We start from the raw sequence: 18,671 nt of genomic DNA on the forward strand, positions 1-18,671 counted from the left end.
GCAGATTAATTCTGCCTTATTTTTTTAACCTATCTAAAAAAGTTTCAATATCATTGTTTGAAAGGAAAACACATCCCAGATCTCCATGACCATTATCACGTTCGCTAATACCATGAAAATCTGAGCCCCCTGTAATTATTTTATTGTATTCTGCAGCAATAGCCTTTAGCATAGCTGTTTGCTCAATACTATTGGAATGATAAATAGCTTCAACACCATCGAAATCATAATTTAACAATTCCCTTATAGAATTCTTTCTTAATAATACAGGATGAGCTAAAACTGCAAGAGCGTTAACAGATTTTAAAAGACTTATACCTTCTTCTACAGATAGATTCTTTTTTGGAACATAGGCAGGACTGTCCTCATTAATGATATTTTTGAAAATATGTTCATAGCTGTATGGATATCCTGCATCAACTATAGCTTTTGCAATATGAGGTCTTGCAATAACACCTTTAGCATTTTGTATAATATCTTTATAATTTATTTCAATACCAAAATAGTGTTTTAAATTATCAACTATTTTTTCTCCTCTATAGATTCTGTAATTAATCATGTCAGTTAAAACTTTTTTGAAATCCTGAGATTTGTAGCTATTATCTTTAAAATATCCAAGAACATGTACACTTTCTCCGTTATGAGTGGTTGAGAGTTCTATTCCTGGTATTACACTAATATTACAAATAACTCCTTCTTCAATTGCTGCTTCAACAGAAGATATTGTATCATGGTCTGTTACTGCCATAATATCTACATGTCTTTCTCTTGCTAGGTGAACTAATTCCTGTGGAGAAAGTTTACCATCTGATGCATTTGTATGTAAATGAAAATCCCCCTTAAAAAACATAATTTACCTCGCAGTTTATTTTTTTATACTTTTAATAATTATATAATATTTTTATAATATAATAAAGGATAAGCTGGTATTTTTATTATATATTTATTACCATACAAAGATATAAAAATCGCTGCAGTAATCTGCAGCGACTTCCTACACTAATTTTTCAAGATAGTCATAGGTATTTTGAAGTTTTGAATATAACTTTTCAGGAAAATCATAAGTTTCAAGTTCCACTCCAGAAGGTAAAAGTCTATTTTTTGCTCCTATGAAAATACCACCCATGAAAGTTGCACTATAGTGCCATTCTTTTTTTATGGTTTCTATAAAAGCAAGAGTACCAGAACCTAGTGCAGGAGCAACAAAAGGCTTAAAGCCAAAGGCACGTACATCTAGATTTGCTTTTTTAGTTCTTATTGTCAAATAGTCAGATAGCTCTTCATTATAGTTTGAAATACTATCAGCTACTACTACGCCTTCTCCATGTGGACCGAAAATTCTTCCTTCTTTTAAATATTGAGATGCACCTTTTTCTTCTGCAAAGTAAGCAGCTCTTCCATGCATAACTCCTAAACCATACCCTCTAATTTGTTCTGGTGCTAGTCCTCTAAAGTCCATTATTCCATTTTCGTCTTTGTTACTTTCATTAAAAGCTACTTTACAAAGCATATCAACAGGATCTGATACTACTATAAATAATCCATTAAAGTTCTTATCCCTAGCCATTTTAACATACTGCTTAAGAATTTTCGCATTTCCTTCAAATTGTGCTATTCTCACATCTTCAGGTTCTTTGCCTACCTCAGGCACACCAACAGAAACGCAAAAGGCAAATATTTCGCAATCAAATAATTCTTCTTCTTTTAATGGGTGAATTTCAGGGTGTATAGCACTGTCATCAGGAGATAATATTTGAGCTGCCTCATAGTGCCATCTTTTAATCCTGTTTTCTTCTACATCATAAATACCAACCCTTGATACGTAATCTCCGCCCATAAGTCTAAGGCCGGCTACAAGAGTCCCTCCTACATCACCTAGACCCACTATATTAATTCTCCATTTATCAGGATAGTTAATACTTAGAACCTTTTCCCAATAAGGATAAGTGGCATTTATAGAAGTAACCTGCCTTTTATTTATTTTATCAATTAGCCAGTTAGGTATATCAGTTACATTGTCAACGGGCTTTTTAAGTATAGACAAATCCTCTTTTTCCATAAAAAGCTCTGAAGGATGTGTAACACAAAAACTCCTTCTGCTCTTTCGTGGATCAATATTTGTTAAAGCATAGATTATGCCTTGTTCTTTTTTTGCTTCCTCTTCAGATACTATTTCGTAACTGTCTCTAGGAATTTTCGAAAGTACAATCTTATTATTAATTCTGTAATAAATCATTTTTTTCTCCTCCGTTACTTTAAATTAATTATATTTTCAAACCTGTTTAGCAGTTCAAAATCATTTTTCAGATATAAGGAAGGACTTAAATTTAGATCATATTCCATATCTTTCCCATGATCAGGACATCGAGGTATGGTGAATACTTGACCTAAATAATGCAAGCTTAGATTTTTTTCGTTTATTTTATGATACTCATCTTCTAAGCAAGTAATGATTTCAATTGCATTTTCAATACACACCTTAGATAAATTATATACAGCAGTAATATTTGAATTCCTTATAAATGTTGGAGAAGTGTAGGGCATAATTAAATTTATGGATGGTAGAAGATTTCTCTCAGGGAATTGTCCTCTCCAAAGAGAATCGCCACCTATAAAGGGATAAAGAGAATTTTCATTAAACCATAATTTAAGCCTTGGAATAAAGTATACACTATCAACTTCTCTATTTTGCATATCCATTAAGTCTTTTCCCCTACCGGATAATATTCCAGCAAGTATTTTTTGTACCCTTATGTTTTCATTTTTGAAAAGTGGGTCTAGAGCCTTCATCCTATATCCTTTGTGAAGTATATTATCTACTAGTATTACAGGCCTATTAAAGGATCTCAACATTTTTACCTGAGTTTCCAAATTTAAATAATATGGAGATTCTGCAATTCTAAAACCTTTAATATCAGGATTAAAGTATTTTTCAGTGTGCAAAGCTTTAGTAACTGTATTTGGTATAACGTATCTATCTAATATGTCACCATAAGGAACGCACATAGAAGGTCCAAGTTTTTTGGGCTCAGTTATAGTAGTTGAAACTTCATTTTCGCTGCATATTTTTCTTATCATTGACTGATGCAGCATACTACTATCAAATATTAATAGAAGTTCCCCAGGATAGAGTCTTATAAGTGCTTCCTGAAGCTTTTTTCTAGTACTAATAATAGTTTGCTTAATTTTTAAATTGCTCCTAAATGGTTCCTTTATGATATTTTCTAGGTCTAGATTTAAAATGCATGGTGAACTCATATCTACAATATATGTAGATAAATCATCATTGAAGTTGTCTAACTCAATGAAACCTTGGAGCTTTAAGAGCTCACTCATGGATGAACTGTTCCTCTGCATTCTTGTATTTCTTACTATTGTATATTGATAATCCTTTCCTATGCAGAAGGCAAGGGTTTCTGTCAATAAAATTTGCTCAAGATAGCTGGTTTTATCACTTGAGTTAACAAAAAAGCTGTTTAGAAGAACAATTCTGCCAAAACTATTATCTCTAATGTATTGGGATAGTTTATCATTTTGAATTTCTTCATATAGTTTTCCAGAACGAATCCAATAAAAAGTAGAAAAGCCCAATATCTCGTCATTATTATAACTGTTTTTTAATAATATAATTCTTCCAGATGGCTTAGAAAAAAGCTGTTTCAATTCATTTGAAAGTATTTTATCCTCCTCATTAGTTAACTTGGATAGAGCTTTTACTAGACCATCACTATACTCTTCAATTACTTCAACCTTAAGCCATAAAGATGAAAGCATAGATTTATCTTGAGGCTCCTTTTGATAAAAACCATTTTCATATATATATTGCTGTGATAATTCATCAATAAGGCTAGAAATATCCCTGTTCTCATCTATATATTTCCTTATTTGTGTAGAGCTAATATCAGAATACTTACTTGGAAGCATGAGCCATTCAACTTTGCCGTCAATGTTTTTGGTACATTCATGGACTTTTTTACTTCTGCCTCTCTCAAAAATAATATGATTAAAACTATGAATAGAGTCGGAGGTTTTTTCAGATTTATAGCTTGATGCATTAAGTACTACATCACTACCAACTGCAATATATACCTCTGAATCTGGAAAATTTCCCTTTAGGGTTTTTAAGTCATCTATACTAGCAATATTAGTTGGATATATATCTGGATATATGTAGATATTTAGTTCACTTGCTATAGACATATTAAGTATGTTTCTTCTTAATAAGTTAGGTAGTGTCTTTTTAGACCAAGAGAATTCATCCACTGCAAGATATACCTCAAATCCCATATCACGTATGGCTTTACAAATTTCCTTATGACTCAGTGAAAATGGATCAAAGGTTCCTGGGAAAAAGGCAACTTTTTTTGGTGCTTCAATTTTAATATTTCCGTAAAAGAAACTGTAATCAGAAATAAATCTATAAATATGATTTAATGCAGCTGAGTTAGTTAAAAACAAAAGCTCCTCGTTTTTACTATCTGTAATAAGGGTTAGTATTTTTTTACCTATTAAAGTAAATATACTTTCCTTTTGGATTAAATTCAAGTACTTTGTGCCAAATATATCTTTACCGATAACGCTAAAAGCTGATTGTTTAGTTTTTAGATTATAGTCGCTTAAACCATTTAGCAATATACCAAGCATATTAATTAATCTAGTATTATAGGCTGTTTCGGGCTCACTAAATCTTTCCTTATAATTTGGATAATTAGAAATTGAAATTCCAATTGTTTTAAGTATTAAGGATTTTACATTAGGAGTAGAACTTTTTATCTTTCCAAACAAATCATCTATTATCTCGTTAAGTTCCTTAGGTTGAAGATAAAGAATTATTTGACCAACATAGTGAGGTATGTATTCTGTAAACCTATTACCCTCAATTTCTAATGCCCTTAAAAGTTCTACAGCTACTTCATTCCTCTGAGCCAATGAAATATAAGGAAGAATCCTTAGTATGGCTGATCCAGCTTCGTTTCTAACCTTTTCAATGGCACTAACCTTTAATATATTGCAAAAGTGTATTGCTGTATGCAATCCATTTGATTTTGGGTCTTTTAAAGCATATTCTAAAAGTAGTGTAATCTGACTCTGTTTTTTAACCCATTCTGTATCAGTTTTTAAGTTACTAAGAAAAATATCTTGAATATATTTTTCGTCATGAATACAGTATTTACTTAGAATATCAACTGAAATCTTTTCTGAAAGCTGTGTAGCAAGTTTTAATTTTAATAAATTTTCAGAAGGCTGCTTACTTCTGTTTAAATTAAGTGAAATAAATTCCCTTAGTGAACTTAAAAATCCACTTTCCTCAGGAACCTTTGGAACAATTTCAATACAATTTTCAAGTGCTGACAAACGTATTATGCTATTACGTTTCTTAAGCATATGTAAAATATAATTGAAAATTGGATATAGTTCTTCTTCATATGGCGTCAAAGGAATATACTTTGCACTTTCCAATAGAAATATATGATTATCAAAATTTGTGTACATAGATTCATCATAAAATTCAGCTATTACTTTTCGATAGCCTGGCATAGACTTTTCACTGCAGTTTGAAAATAAAGCACTAATCATAAAGCTTAAGTTATAACCTAACCAGAATTTATGAGTAGCAATTACTTTATGTCCAGGGTATAACAATTCATTAATATAATATTTGAGAAGTTCAAAGCTAGTAATTTCCGGGCTTTCTAGAGTAGCCTCCAGTGGAAGTTCTTTACCATAATCCTCATCAAATATTGCTATAAGTGTACCTAAGAGCTCCGCACAGTGTCTTCTTATATCGTCTTCAGGGTGTACAAAGTTTTCAAATAAAAACTTTATGGTTTGAAGTTTTTGGCTTTGAGTTAAGTAAGTGGAGTATTCTTCAAGTGTTCTAATATATTCTCTAAAGTTTTTCCAGTCCTTTTCACTTCTTGCTCTCTCTAATATTTCTTCGAGCGAATTTTCATCTCTTAATTGATACATCAAGTTGATATTATGATTAATTGATAAATATTTCAAATTTTGAACTATTAAGCTTCCTTGAGATAGAGCATAATTTTTACGAATATTTACGGAAGTTTGAAGCCTAGCCTGCTCTGAAACTTCTAGTGAAGTTGTTACACCTAGATTTATTAAATAGTCCTCAAAGTCCTTTAACTTTTCATATACACGCTTATATCTTTTTTCTTTTTTTGCATCTACATTATCCAGTTTTTCAAGTATTACATTAAAAGAGTCCTTTAATGAGAAAATGTGCATCTCTATTCCGGAATCAGTTGTTCTGTTTTTTACCCTAAAATCAGCATAAATAAGAATTAACGATTCAAGGGATAAGTTTTCAAGCTCTAAGTCCCAGGTAGAATGCTTAACTGCTATATTCCTTATATAATTTATTCCTAGTTTTTTAAACCATTGATCGGTGTAATAATAATGAAGGTAAGGTACTCTTTTTAACTCTGCTTGTTTGCATCCATATTTCCCAATATCATGACCAGCAGCAGCTCCAGAGACTCTGCCTAAATCTACAGCTAATCCAAGGGCTTTTAGCTGGCGGGCAATATAAAGAGCTAAATAGTGTACACCACAAATATGGTCAAGGGTATTAAATTTAAAAATTTCTCCATTTAGCTTCATCATTTCATAAATATAGTTTCGCTTATAGGTTCTGATAAATTTTTTAAATTCTTCTGTAGATTCTAAGGTCTCTTCTTCTTCGTCAGTTAGAAAGGTGATTGGATATTTACTTTGCCAACTATTATCAGAGGATTTTTTTTGTGCTTCATTAACTATTTTTAAAACTTTAAGATAGAACTCACAGGCGGTGTCCAAGCTATTATTAAGACTAATAGTAACAGCATCTGGAAAGGTTTTATTCAGCGCATATTGATAAATATAAAAAAGCCAATCTTCAGGCTGTGGCTCAGGGGAAAGAAGTTCCATAAAACCTTTACATATATTCAGAACTTTAGTGCAGCTAAAGTCATTAGCTTCAATTATACTTTTAATTTGTTTAGAAAAATTATCACTAGAAATATATTCTTCTAGCATAGATCTTTTAATTTTGATTTTATTTAGCCACTTAATATTTAATAGTTTTCTTGTTAAATTGCTATATAGTTCTTCATATAGTTTAGTATTCATTTGTATCCTCCCTAAAAATAGTAGGTATCTTTAAATATATATTATAGTGTTTTTCATGAATAAGGGCAATAAAAAGTACCTTATCTTGGAATAAGGTACTTGCATAAGGAGTTTATGTTATTAGAAGGCGAGATACTATTCATATCAATGTAATCCATAGGATAGCTTCCGTCCCATGGGTATATTGAAAGATATCTCTCGTTATATACATTTATAATATATTTTTCTTTATCAAAGGTAAAATACAATTTATATATTGGTTTAGCTGGAAGGTCACTAGGCTTATCCACAAAATTTTGTTTATTAAGCTCTTTAGTAAACTTTTTAATGGTATCAACATCTTCTTTTACTAAATCTTTTTCTTTATAGAAGTTAGTATCTAATACTATGGCTTTACAGCTTGAAGATAGAGTTAAATTCTTTGCTAATAGATTTGTATAATAAAAATTATTTGGTTTCTTTTTAGAAACAGATAGATTATCAACCTTATAGTTTCCAATAGCAAAACTACAGCCAGCTAGAGAAAAAATAAGTACAAGAATTGTTATTATTAATACAAAATAATTGAATTTCTTTTTCAAAAGCACCATCCTCAAATTCTTACTCTCTAACTAAGCATATGATAAATGAAGCTTAATTTATTACTGATGCATGAATTTTAGATAATTAAAATTACCCATTTATAAGATACTTAAAAAAATAAGTTAAAAAAGGAATAGATGTGTGAAATTATGGCAGAATAAATAAATGTGATTTTAAAAGGATGGTGTTTTTATGAAGGTTGGGATTCCTAAAGGACTTTTATATTACAAGTACTACCCTTTTTTCGAAAACTTTTTTTATGAACTTGGAGCAGAAGTGATAAATTCACCTGATACTAGCAAAAAAGTACTCGATGAAGGCGTAAAATATTGTGTTGATGAGGCTTGTCTACCTGTAAAAGTATTTCATGGGCATGTTGCTTCTATAAAGGATAGCTGCGATGTTATGTTAATACCAAGAATAATGCAGTTGAGAAGTAGGGAATATATTTGCCCTAAGTTTTGTGGGCTTCCAGAAATGGTTTGTAATAGCATTCCTAATATGCCTCAGGTAATAGGTACTCCTATTTATGGTTATAGTACAAAAAAACTATATAATTTTGCAAAAGAATCAGGAAAACTCTTAAAATGCAACGGCAAGAAAATAAATTATGCATTTGAAAAAGCGTTAAATGCTCAGAAGAATTACTTTTGCGGTATAAAAACTGATGGAATGAAGCTAAATGTAGCTTTAGTAGGGCACCCTTACAACATATTTGATAACTATACTAATATGAATTTAGTAAAAAAACTTAACAAGTTAAAAGTGGGGGTTATTACAGAGGAATATATAGATAGTTTACATATAGACAATGAGGTTAAGCAACTATTTAAGAGACCATTTTGGAGTTTTGCTAGAAATTCATTTGGTTTTGCAAGCTTTATGGCAAAATCTAATAAGGTAGATGGAGTTATATATATTTCATCCTTTGCTTGTGGAATAGATTCAGTAGTTATTGAACTTATTCAAAATAATATAGGTGACTTTCCAATGCTTATATTAAAGATTGATGAGCAAACCGGAGAAGCAGGACTAGATACAAGAATTGAAGCGTTTGTGGATATGCTCGCAAGGAGGGGTTGATATGAAAATTACTTTTCCGCATATGGGTAATGTTTGTATTGCAGCTAAGGCACTTTTTTCTGATTTAGGAATTGAATTTGTAATGCCTCCGCTAAATAGTAAAACTTCACTAGAAATTGGAGCACTATATTCTCCAGAAGAGATGTGTTTACCCTTCAAAATAATGATTGGCAATTACATACAAAGTATAGAACAAGGGGCCGATACTGTTATTATAACTGGAAGCTGTGGCCCGTGCAGATTTGGGGAATATTGTGAACTTCAAGTCAATTTATTGAGAAAGTTAGGTTACGATTTGGAGTTTATAGTGCTAGATCAGCCTGGGGAAATCGGAATTAAGGAGCTACTGAATAGGATAGGTATAATTTCAAAACAGAGCGCTATATCAAATGCTCAAAAAATAAAAGCATTTAATAATGCCCTTAAGGTCATAAATCTAATTGACGAAATTGAGTCAAGAGCACACTTTCTGGCGGGTTATGAAAAAACAAAAGGACAGTGTAAAATGCTGCTAAATAGGTGTAAAAAAGAGGCATTAAGCTGCAGTACAGGAAAGCAAATTTTAGATACATTGAAATTATATAAAAAAATACTAGAGGGCATAGAAATAGATAAAAGCAAAGACCCTATTAAGATTGCAATTATTGGAGAGATATATACTATAATTGAACCGTTTTCAAATTTATACATTGAAGATAAGCTTATGGATTATGGAGTTAGTACAAAAAGAAGGCTTTCTCCTAGTTGGTGGGTAAAAGATGCTGCACTTTCACCTTTAGGATTAAATTCTATTGAAATAAGAAAATCAGCAAAAGAATATCTTTCACTAGGAATAGGCGGGCATGGAGTAGAGTGTATTGGCGAAGCTGTTCTTGCAGAAAAGGAAGGCTTCCATGGGGCAATACAGATTTTCCCCATGGGATGTATGCCTGAAATTGTATCAAAAGCTATACTCCCCAAAATAGCAAAAGATAAGGATTTTCCTATCATGACCTTAGTAGTGGATGAAATGACAGGAGAAGCAGGGTATAGCACTAGGATTGAAGCATTTATAGATTTGCTTGAAAGGAGGAAAAAGAATGTATTATTTGGGAGTTGATGTTGGATCGGTAAGTACTGATTTGGCTCTACTGGATGGGAAACTGAAAGTAGTAGAAAAACTCTATTTGAGAACTAAGGGAAAGCCAATAAAAGCAATTCAAGAAGGATTTAAATTTTTAAAAGAAAAGTATGGTGAATTGGATATAAAAGCTGCAGGAACCACAGGCAGTGGAAGACACATATGTTCAGCAATTATTGGAGCAGATGCTGTTAAGAATGAAATCACAGCTCATGCAGTGGCTGCACTTCACTTTGATAAGGAAGTAAAAACAATAATTGAAATAGGTGGCCAAGATTCTAAAGTAATTACTTTAAGCAATGGTATAGTCACTGATTTTGCTATGAATACTGTATGTGCTGCAGGTACAGGTTCCTTTCTTGACAGGCAGGCGGAAAGGTTGGATATCGCAATTGAGGATTTTGGGAAATATGCACTGATGGCTAAGGCACCAGTGAGGATAGCAGGAAGATGTGCAGTATTTGCAGAGTCAGATATGATACACAAACAACAGCTTGGGTATAATGAAGGGGATATAATTAAAGGTCTATGTGAAGCTTTAGTTAGAAATTATCTAGCAAATGTAGGAAAAGGAAAGGAAATAAGACCTAAGGTATTCTTTCAGGGTGGTGTAGCAGCAAATGAAGGTATGAAAAAAGCTTTCGAGGATGCTCTTGGCTTTGAAGTTATTGTACCAGAACATTACAATATGATGGGGGCAATTGGTGCTGCAATTATAGCAATGGAAGCAATTGAAGTACAAGGAAAATCTAATTTTAAAGGGTTAAGCATAGCAGATAGCAATTTTATTTCCACTAGTTTTGAGTGTGACGGTTGTTCAAATAAATGTGAAATTGCAAAGATTAAGGATAAAGATAAGTTAGTTGGCTGCTTTGGAGATAGGTGTGGAAAATGGAGTAATTCCAACATTGAATTTACAAAAGGAGCATAATGGAAAAGAATATATAAGTTCTTAAAAACAATAAGAACTTATATATTCTTATTATGCTATCTACAATAATCCAAAGTTAAGCAGATTATTCTCCTAATTATTCTTCGAGCAGTATCATAAGGTATCCCGTAAACCATTAGCTTGCGCAAAATTCCAGGATTAAAGGTTTCAATATTCCTAAGTATTTCGTTTATATCACTAGGAATTTTTGGGCTCGAATAATCATTATGGGCTCTTGAATTATCTTGATTTATAAAACTGTAGTCATTAATATTTTCTAAATTATTATTACAATTTGTTTCTTCATTTTGGCTAACCATATCTGTTATTGAGTCCCAGGGTTCAAACATTTCACTAAATTCCATATTATCGAAATTATACACATCATAGTCTATATCCATTTCAGTATACATAGGATAATCATACATATAAGCACTGTTATAATCTAAATTAAGTATATCCTCCATGGGCACTTGTTCAATAGGTGCACTATTGTTACTATAAATTTCAATAGGTTCAATAGGTGCAGTGGCGCTAGGAAATGGCATCATTTCCATATTATCAAAGTCATCTGTATCACTAAATTCATCTATAGAAATATCCTCGGTTTCAAAAGCAGTCGCATTAGATAGGCCATATTTTTCAGTCCCGTAGGAATTCATTTTTTTACCTCCATTTATTACTTTCAATATTATTTTATGTTTATTAATTTAAAGTGATACTAAATAATATTGATGAATACTTGTGAATGTAGTTTTTAATACTAAATAATGTTGTGTTTTTAAGAAAAATGTGAGTATAATAAACTCAATAAAGATTATTATATGGTAGAATAATCATGATATAATAAAATTGCGAAAAAATTAATGAAAATATATAAATTTAAAATTTGTTTTAACGGAGGAAGAATATGTTAGATACACCTAGAGCTAATAGACTTCATATTGCAATATTTGGAAGAAGGAATGCTGGAAAATCTAGCTTAATAAATGCTATAACAGGACAAAAAATTGCATTGGTATCTGAGCATGCGGGAACAACTACTGATCCAGTATATAAAGCTATGGAACTTTTACCAATAGGCCCAATTGTTATGATAGACACTGCCGGACTTGATGATGAAGGAGCTTTGGGAGAACTTAGAGTACAAAAAACAAAAGAAGTAATGGACAAAACTGATTTGGCACTGCTTGTGTTTACTCCCGAAAATATGAGTTTTAGTCTGGAAAATGAATGGTATAATGAGTTAAAACTTAGAAAAATACCCACTATTGGGGTAATTAATAAGTGTGAAGGACAAAATATAAACCTCCAGACTTACGAAGAGAAATTTCAAATTCCTTTTGTTAAAGTAAGTGCAAGGGAAGGTATAAATGTTGGAAAGTTAAAAGAAAAGATACAAGAAAATGCTCCATTAGACTTTGAAAGAGAAACAATTTTAGGTGACATTATTAAGCAAAAGGATCTTGTGTTGCTTGTTGCGCCACAGGATATTCAAGCACCAAAAGGCAGATTAATTCTTCCTCAAGTACAAGTATTAAGAGATGTATTAGATAATCACGCACAAGCATTTACTGTAACTGATGCTGAACTTAAGGATGCATTAGGCATATTAAATAAAAAACCAGATTTGGTTGTAACTGATTCTCAAGTATTCAAAAAAGTAAATGAAATATTGCCATCTGATGTGGAACTTACATCTTTCTCAATTCTAATGGCAAGGTATAAAGGAGAATTAGAGATATTTGTGAAAGGTGCAAAGGCTATAGATGATCTAAAGCCTGGAGATAAGGTGTTGATAGCTGAAGCATGTACACATCATGCCTTAAAGGGTGATATAGGAAGAGAAAAACTTCCAAATTGGCTCGAAGGTAAAGTTGGAGGTAAGCTTGATATAACAGTAAATTCTGGAGTGGATTTTCCTGAAAATTTAAGTGAGTATAAGCTTATTGTTCATTGCGGTGCTTGTATGTTTAATCGTAAACAGCTAATGACAAGAATTATGAGAGCTATGGATCAAAATGTACCGATAACTAATTATGGTACAGCAATTGCCCATATTAATGGTATATTAGATAGGACTACAAAAATGTTTAAATTTAATGATTAATAGAAAAGGAACCAGCAGGTTCCTTTTCTATTTGAAAATAAAAAGAATAAAAAATTGTTTAATAGAAAAAACTAATATTGATAATTTTGAGCAGGGAGGATGAAATGCAGTGGATAAAAAATATTTAAAATCATTTGAGAGTATAGATTTGGCGAACCTAAATAAGGAACAGGAAGAAAAGCTTAGACAATTGGAAATTCAATTCAATACTGAGTTTGGAAAAGATTTTTATTTCATGGTTATGGATAAAAATGACTGATAAAATGAATTAAATATGATTATCAAGTTCTCTTGTGCTTTTAAGAGAACTTTTTTTATAATTTTTAGTCCTGTAAGTTTCTTGAAGAGGAATTGCTAATAATATCCTAATATATATAATAAGCATTTGAGAATACTAAAAATATGTTAAAGAGATTTATGATTTATGGACTATTAGGTTGGTGTATTGAGGTGTTCTGGACTGGCATGGGTTCATTATTTACTGGTGATGTTAAATTAACAAGTACAACTTACATATGGATGTTTTTCATATATGGATTAGCTGTACTACTTGAACCTATACATAATAGTATAAGGAGCTGGCCAATAGCACTGAGAGGAGGTATTTACACAATTGTGATTTTTGCTATAGAATACTCAACTGGATTACTATTAAGAATATTAATAGGAGTATGTCCATGGGATTATAGCAGCAGCCCATTTTCTATAAGCGGAATCATTCGGCTAGATTATGCTCCAGCTTGGTTTGCAGCAGGATTGCTGTTTGAAAGAGCACATGACAGTTTAACAAGTGAAACTATGAGAAAAATAATTTGATTATTAAAAGGGGACAGCTATCAGTATAGTGTGCAGTTCCATTTTGTATTATTACAGCTATTTTTAAAACATAAATTTAAAATATTTTGGAGAAAATAAGACTAAGGGAGTTGATTTTTAAATGAGTGACTCTAAAAAAGATAATATACCAAGAATTCAATCAAAGTACTTAGGAGCATCGGATATAGTTAATGGTACTCCTTCACTTTATGAACCAAGGGAAAAAGAGATGGAATCTGCATTGGATGAAATATTAAAGGAAATAGATGAGAGAACTCTATATTAAAGGAAGAGGTGTATTTAATGACTAATATTAAGGGGTCAAGTAAAAGAAATAGAAAAGATAACAAGAAGAATGATATAAACAGACCAACAAAGCATATGGAAAATAAAAAAACACCTCCAAGATACGAAAATTTTGATGGGGTGCCTATGGAATAGAGAGAGCCAATGGGCTCTCTGTTTTGTTATAATTCAAAGTTTTCTGACTTTACCTTGATTTTGTATTATAATTACTAATGAGTACGAAATTTGGGGAAGGCGGGATAATAATTGAAATTTAGGAAAATAGAAGTTTCTAAAAATGCTTTGCTTTATCTAATTGCTATAATATTTTTTTATTTATCTTCAGGAGCCTTTAGTATGCTGCAAGGTATATACATAAAGGAACTGAAAATTGGAGAGGATTTTTTAGGTTTTATATTAAGTTTAAGAATATTTGCTGTAGCAATTTTTTCAATTCCATGCGCTATATTTGTTAATAAATATGGAAGAAAGAAGGGAATAATGGTAGCGCTGCTTTTCGTTCCAATAAGTGGTGCACTGCAGGGTTACTTTCAGGATAAATGGTTACTTTCAATTTTTGCAGTAATTCAAGGGTTTTCAAATGCTTTTTTACTTGTGTCAGAAGGACCCTTCCTGATGGAAAATAGTAATGAAAAAAACAGGTTGAAACTTTTCAGCTATGCTTTTTCAGATAATGTATTTTCGACTATGGTAGGATATTACGTTTTTGGACATATATCTAATATATTTCATAATTTTTTTGGAATAGTAAATGCTCTTAGATATTCAATTATAATTTCGGGGTTAATTGGAGTAATAGGTTGTGTATTTATTATTTTTATAGAGGAGGCTAAGGCTCCGGTTATTGGTGAAAATAACATTTTTTATAAAAAAGCCTTCAGTGTTATAAAGCAAAGACATCCAAGAAATTTTCTTGTATACAATTTTATAATAGGTTTCGGTGCTGGTTTAGTAGTGCCATATTTTAACGTGTATTTAAAATATAAAGTAAATGCTACTACAGACCAAATCGGTCTAATCTTAGCTTTGGCAATGGGTGCTATGGGAATAGGAGGGCTAATTACTCCATATATGGCGATAAAGTTTGGAAAAGTAAAAACCATTATTATCTGTCAGGTGATTTCTATACCATTTCTTATGTTAATAGCACTTCCACCATCCTTAATAGTTGTTTCCTTTGCACTATTTATGCGTAATGCATTAATGAATATGGCTGGACCTATAGTGGGCAATCTATCCATGGAGATTATTAAGGAAGGTGAGAGATCAATATTTGCAAGTATAAATAATATATCGGGAAATTTGAGCAGAGCAGTAAGCGCAGTAGTAGCTGGATTTATTATGAAAAACTTTAGTAATGGCTATGAGATACCTTATTTTATTACAGCTATTCTATATTTAGCAGCTACAATATACTTTTATAAGTCTTTTAGTACCTTAGAACTTAAAAGAAAAATGGCGTAATTTAGTTGTCTTTTTTATCCTGTAATGCTTTAAAGGACATAGCATAAAACCACCTGCTATGGTTAACCTAATAATAGAAAGGGGAGTAATAGCTATGTCAAATAACAAAATGAAAAATACACCTGAAAATCGAAAAGAAAATGGTGAATTTAAAAAGAAGAATATAAAACATAATCCAAGTGCTGAAAGTACTAGAGCAGTTTTTAATAAGCCAAGCATCTATGAAGAGATCGATTAAGGAGTATATTGGGGTAAATGACCTTTAATGGGTGACTTTGCAGGCAGCAAACGGAATGAATAAGTTGCCGGGTAGTCTAAGTGATAAGGAGGAATGACTAAATGACACGAAGAGAAAGTAAAAAGTATTCAAAACAAAGGGACAACCATAGGAACAAGCCTGCTATAACAAATAATGATGAAATGAAAAAACATCAAACAAAGGGTCTGTGGCAGGGAACTGAATTTCAAAATGAATAAGTCTTAATAAATATTAAATCCACTCTTATTTGAGTGGATTTTTTTTGTCACAAAATTAATTTTTATTGCATATAATGTGAAAGCAATGTGTCTTTGAAAGAAATTAAGGATAATGCATAATGAAAAGAACTAATCAGGAGGGTATCATGTTTAACTATTATAGTAGAATTGCATCTTTAGCAAGGGAAATGGAGATGGATGGTAGGAAAGAAAAGGCTGAATGGATGAGATTAATCCTTAAATCAGAGAATAGGTGCATTTTTTGTGGTTGTGATTTGAAATGCAAGCTAGATGAAGAATATGAAGATAAAAAATATTGTTTTGTCTGCAGTACACTTTGTGAAAAAAATTCAATTTAATTCTGTTATTTTTAATATTTAAGGTCAAGTTTCCCTTCTTCACATAGTATAATAGTATAAAGTAAATAATTTTTATACAGCCATCAGGTTATAAGGTTTGGCAAAGATGACTGCTGACCATTGGTTATGCAAAGGTACTTAATCCCAAGGACCTAGTCTAGGTCCTTATGTAAACAATTACATTAAGGGGGGGATTGGTATTGACTAGTGATGTAAGCAGATATAAGAAAGCGCCAGAAATAGATACAAATATTTTTGCACATATTCAGTATAATAAAAAAATTATTGATGCAAGAATTTTAAACTTGAACTGCTGGGGGGCTACTATATACATGGATGATAAACTGCCCACAAATGAGCCATTTATTATCCGATTTGTTTATATGTTAGATTATGTACTACATGCTAAAATTATTTGTAAATTAAGTGAACATGAATATAGGATCGAATTTATATTTATTGACTGGCATCAAAGAGAAACTTTAAGAAGAGACATAAAATAAGAAAACCACACTGTATAGTGTGGTTTTCTTATGGTGCCGGAGGCGGGGGTCGAACCCGCACGGAGTGTTAGCTCCACCGGATTTTGAGTCCGGCGCGTCTGCCAATTCCACCACTTCGGCAAAGATTACGTTTATTATAATAACATACAATTTTCATAAATGCAATAAAAAAGATGCTTTTTATTTCTAATTTTACTAATAAAATTTCTTTAATTATAAATAAAATTGCTAAAAACAATTACAAAGTAATAAAAAGAATATATAATATAGTTGGAAAATATCTTAGCTTATAATAATTTTTATTTAATTATAGGATTAAGCTGTATGAAAAGTGTATGGAGGTAACAAATGAACAGATTATTAGAAGCAGTAGTAGAAAACAATAGACAATGGACAAAAGAAGGTAAAATTGCTACTTATATACCTGAGCTTGGAAAGGCAGACCCAAATACATTAGGAATATGTATAACTACTTTGCATGGAGAAGAATACTTTGGTGGAGATTATGAGACTAAATTTACAATACAAAGTATATCTAAAGTAATTACTTTGATGCTCGCACTACTTGATAATGGCAGGGATAGAGTATTTTCGAAGGTTGGTGTGGAACCAACAGCTGATGCTTTTAATTCAATAATTACGCTAGAAACAAAGAATACTCAAAAGCCGCTAAATCCAATGATAAATGCTGGGGCAATTGCAACAGTTTCATTAATAGAAGGTAAAAATAGCGAGGAAGCTTTCAATAGAATATTGAATTTTACTAGGAAAATTACTGGAAATCCTGATATAAATATAAATAAGGATGTTTACAATTCGGAAAAGGCTACTGGTCACAGAAATAGAGCATTAGCATATTTTATGAAAAGTACAGGAGTTATTGAAAACGATGTAGAAGAGGTTTTGGATGTATATTTTAGGCAGTGTTCAATGGAGGCAACCTGTAAGGATATTGCTAGAATTGGAGCAATGCTTGCAAATGATGGAGTTTTACCTTGGAGTGGTGAAAGGATTATACCAAGACATGTTGCTAGGATAGTAAAAACTATAATGGTTACCTGTGGACTTTATGATGCATCTGGACAATTTGCTGTTGAAATAGGAGTACCTGCTAAAAGTGGAGTTGGTGGTGGAATTCTTGCCGCTGTACCAGGAAGAATGGGAATAGGTGTATTGTCCCCTGCTTTAGATGCAAGAGGTAATAGTATTGCTGGCTTAAAGGCACTAGAAGAACTATCAAAAGAGTTGGATTTAAGTATATTTTAGTGAAATTAAGTAAATTATTGACACTGCTTATATGTGGTGGTATATTGAATCTAAATGTAGATGGCATATTTTGAAAGTAGGGGAATAACTATGAAAATAACCCAAGAGGCTGATTATGGTTTAAGGGTAGTCCTTTTTCTCAGTAAGTTAGACTACGGTGAAAAAATTGAAGCAAAGTCAATAGCTGAACATGAACATATACCAATAAGATTTTTGCTTAAGATTTTACGAAAGTTAACTCACGCTGGAATTATAAAATCTTATAGAGGTGTAAATGGTGGGTATTCCTTAAATAAACTGCCAGAGGAAATAAGCGTAAAAGATGTTATAGAAATAATTGATGGGCCTATCAGCATTAATAGATGCACTATAGATGAAAATTTTTGTACTGCTAATAGGGCTTCCTATTGTCAATTACATAAGGCAATGGAAGGAGTTCGAGACACGTTATGCGATATTCTAAGTAAAACGAATTTTGGAGATTTTATTGATAGAAAATAAAAATAGTGAAAAAATTATAATAAAA

At 31.6% G+C, this 18,671-nt stretch carries 20 protein-coding genes and 1 tRNA gene; 15 read left to right on the forward strand and 6 right to left on the reverse strand.

Features of this window, described 5'->3' with window-relative positions:
- Positions 1-16 precede the first annotated feature (16 nt).
- The 4 genes from bsdE14_RS18430 to bsdE14_RS18445 form a co-directional block, all read right to left on the reverse strand.
- Complete coding sequence (locus bsdE14_RS18430) at positions 17-850, reverse strand: PHP domain-containing protein (RefSeq protein WP_264851463.1); 834 nt, start codon at positions 848-850, stop codon at positions 17-19.
- Between the two features lie 144 nt (positions 851-994).
- Positions 995-2,236: a lactate/malate family dehydrogenase gene (locus tag bsdE14_RS18435; protein ID WP_264851464.1), complete on the reverse strand. Its 1,242-nt coding sequence runs from the start codon at positions 2,234-2,236 to the stop codon at positions 995-997.
- A gap of 14 nt (positions 2,237-2,250) precedes the next feature.
- A complete protein-coding gene (locus bsdE14_RS18440; RefSeq protein WP_264851465.1) occupies positions 2,251-7,128 on the reverse strand; it encodes a cytidyltransferase in 4,878 nt (1,625 codons plus the stop codon).
- 80 nt (positions 7,129-7,208) lie between these two features.
- Positions 7,209-7,718: a DUF4883 family protein gene (locus tag bsdE14_RS18445; protein ID WP_435382559.1), complete on the reverse strand. Its 510-nt coding sequence runs from the start codon at positions 7,716-7,718 to the stop codon at positions 7,209-7,211.
- 184 nt (positions 7,719-7,902) lie between these two features.
- Between bsdE14_RS18445 and bsdE14_RS18450 the strand changes: the two genes are divergently transcribed.
- Genes bsdE14_RS18450 through bsdE14_RS18460 form a run of 3 tightly spaced genes read left to right on the forward strand, consistent with a single transcriptional unit; the run spans position 7,903 to position 10,844 of the window.
- Positions 7,903-8,793: an acyl-CoA dehydratase activase-related protein gene (locus bsdE14_RS18450; RefSeq protein ID WP_264851467.1), complete on the forward strand. Its 891-nt coding sequence runs from the start codon at positions 7,903-7,905 to the stop codon at positions 8,791-8,793.
- Position 8,794: 1 nt separating this feature from the next.
- Positions 8,795-9,892 carry a 2-hydroxyglutaryl-CoA dehydratase gene (locus bsdE14_RS18455; protein WP_264851468.1) on the forward strand — a complete coding sequence of 366 codons (1,098 nt, stop codon included), beginning with the start codon at positions 8,795-8,797 and terminating at the stop codon, positions 9,890-9,892.
- Complete coding sequence (locus bsdE14_RS18460) at positions 9,873-10,844, forward strand: acyl-CoA dehydratase activase (protein ID WP_264851469.1); 972 nt, start codon at positions 9,873-9,875, stop codon at positions 10,842-10,844. The genes bsdE14_RS18455 and bsdE14_RS18460 overlap by 20 nt, the downstream gene beginning before the upstream one ends.
- A gap of 56 nt (positions 10,845-10,900) precedes the next feature.
- On the opposite strand, the gene bsdE14_RS18465 is transcribed toward bsdE14_RS18460, so the two are convergent.
- On the reverse strand, positions 10,901-11,506 hold the full coding sequence (locus bsdE14_RS18465) for a hypothetical protein (RefSeq protein WP_264851470.1): 606 nt from the start codon (positions 11,504-11,506) through the stop codon (positions 10,901-10,903).
- A gap of 248 nt (positions 11,507-11,754) precedes the next feature.
- On the opposite strand from bsdE14_RS18465, the gene hydF reads away from it, so the two are divergent.
- From hydF to bsdE14_RS18515, 10 genes are all read left to right on the forward strand, one after another.
- A complete protein-coding gene (gene hydF, locus bsdE14_RS18470) occupies positions 11,755-12,954 on the forward strand; it encodes a [FeFe] hydrogenase H-cluster maturation GTPase HydF (protein ID WP_264851471.1) in 1,200 nt (399 codons plus the stop codon).
- Positions 12,955-13,063: 109 nt separating this feature from the next.
- A complete protein-coding gene (locus tag bsdE14_RS18475; RefSeq protein ID WP_264851472.1) occupies positions 13,064-13,213 on the forward strand; it encodes a polynucleotide phosphorylase in 150 nt (49 codons plus the stop codon).
- Between the two features lie 143 nt (positions 13,214-13,356).
- Positions 13,357-13,770: a putative ABC transporter permease gene (locus tag bsdE14_RS18480; RefSeq protein WP_264851473.1), complete on the forward strand. Its 414-nt coding sequence runs from the start codon at positions 13,357-13,359 to the stop codon at positions 13,768-13,770.
- A gap of 121 nt (positions 13,771-13,891) precedes the next feature.
- On the forward strand, positions 13,892-14,056 hold the full coding sequence (locus bsdE14_RS18485) for a hypothetical protein (RefSeq protein WP_264851474.1): 165 nt from the start codon (positions 13,892-13,894) through the stop codon (positions 14,054-14,056).
- Positions 14,057-14,073: 17 nt separating this feature from the next.
- A complete protein-coding gene (locus bsdE14_RS18490) occupies positions 14,074-14,211 on the forward strand; it encodes a hypothetical protein (RefSeq protein ID WP_264851475.1) in 138 nt (45 codons plus the stop codon).
- Between the two features lie 111 nt (positions 14,212-14,322).
- Positions 14,323-15,540 (forward strand): MFS transporter, encoded by a 1,218-nt coding sequence (locus bsdE14_RS18495; RefSeq protein ID WP_264851476.1) that lies wholly within the window; start codon positions 14,323-14,325, stop codon positions 15,538-15,540.
- 109 nt (positions 15,541-15,649) lie between these two features.
- The gene (locus tag bsdE14_RS18500) at positions 15,650-15,778 is read left to right on the forward strand and encodes a CPC_1213 family protein (RefSeq protein ID WP_435382613.1); all 129 of its coding nucleotides are present in this window, start codon (positions 15,650-15,652) and stop codon (positions 15,776-15,778) included.
- 101 nt (positions 15,779-15,879) lie between these two features.
- Positions 15,880-16,017, forward strand: a complete 138-nt coding sequence (locus tag bsdE14_RS18505) for a hypothetical protein (protein ID WP_264851478.1) — start codon at positions 15,880-15,882, stop codon at positions 16,015-16,017.
- A 146-nt stretch (positions 16,018-16,163) separates the two neighbouring features.
- Entirely contained in the window at positions 16,164-16,376 is a 213-nt protein-coding gene (locus bsdE14_RS18510) for a hypothetical protein (RefSeq protein WP_264851479.1), read from the forward strand.
- Between the two features lie 200 nt (positions 16,377-16,576).
- A complete protein-coding gene (locus bsdE14_RS18515; protein WP_264851480.1) occupies positions 16,577-16,879 on the forward strand; it encodes a DUF1919 domain-containing protein in 303 nt (100 codons plus the stop codon).
- Positions 16,880-16,910: 31 nt separating this feature from the next.
- On the opposite strand, the gene bsdE14_RS18520 is transcribed toward bsdE14_RS18515, so the two are convergent.
- Positions 16,911-16,999: transfer RNA gene (locus tag bsdE14_RS18520), tRNA-Leu, on the reverse strand.
- Positions 17,000-17,227: 228 nt separating this feature from the next.
- Here bsdE14_RS18520 and glsA point away from each other — a divergent pair.
- A complete protein-coding gene (gene glsA, locus bsdE14_RS18525) occupies positions 17,228-18,145 on the forward strand; it encodes a glutaminase A (protein ID WP_264851481.1) in 918 nt (305 codons plus the stop codon).
- Positions 18,146-18,235: 90 nt separating this feature from the next.
- Complete coding sequence (locus tag bsdE14_RS18530) at positions 18,236-18,646, forward strand: RrF2 family transcriptional regulator (RefSeq protein ID WP_264851482.1); 411 nt, start codon at positions 18,236-18,238, stop codon at positions 18,644-18,646.
- Positions 18,647-18,671: the final 25 nt, after the last annotated feature.

This window comes from Clostridium omnivorum (assembly GCF_026012015.1).
Lineage (GTDB): Bacteria > Bacillota > Clostridia > Clostridiales > Clostridiaceae > Clostridium_AX > Clostridium_AX omnivorum.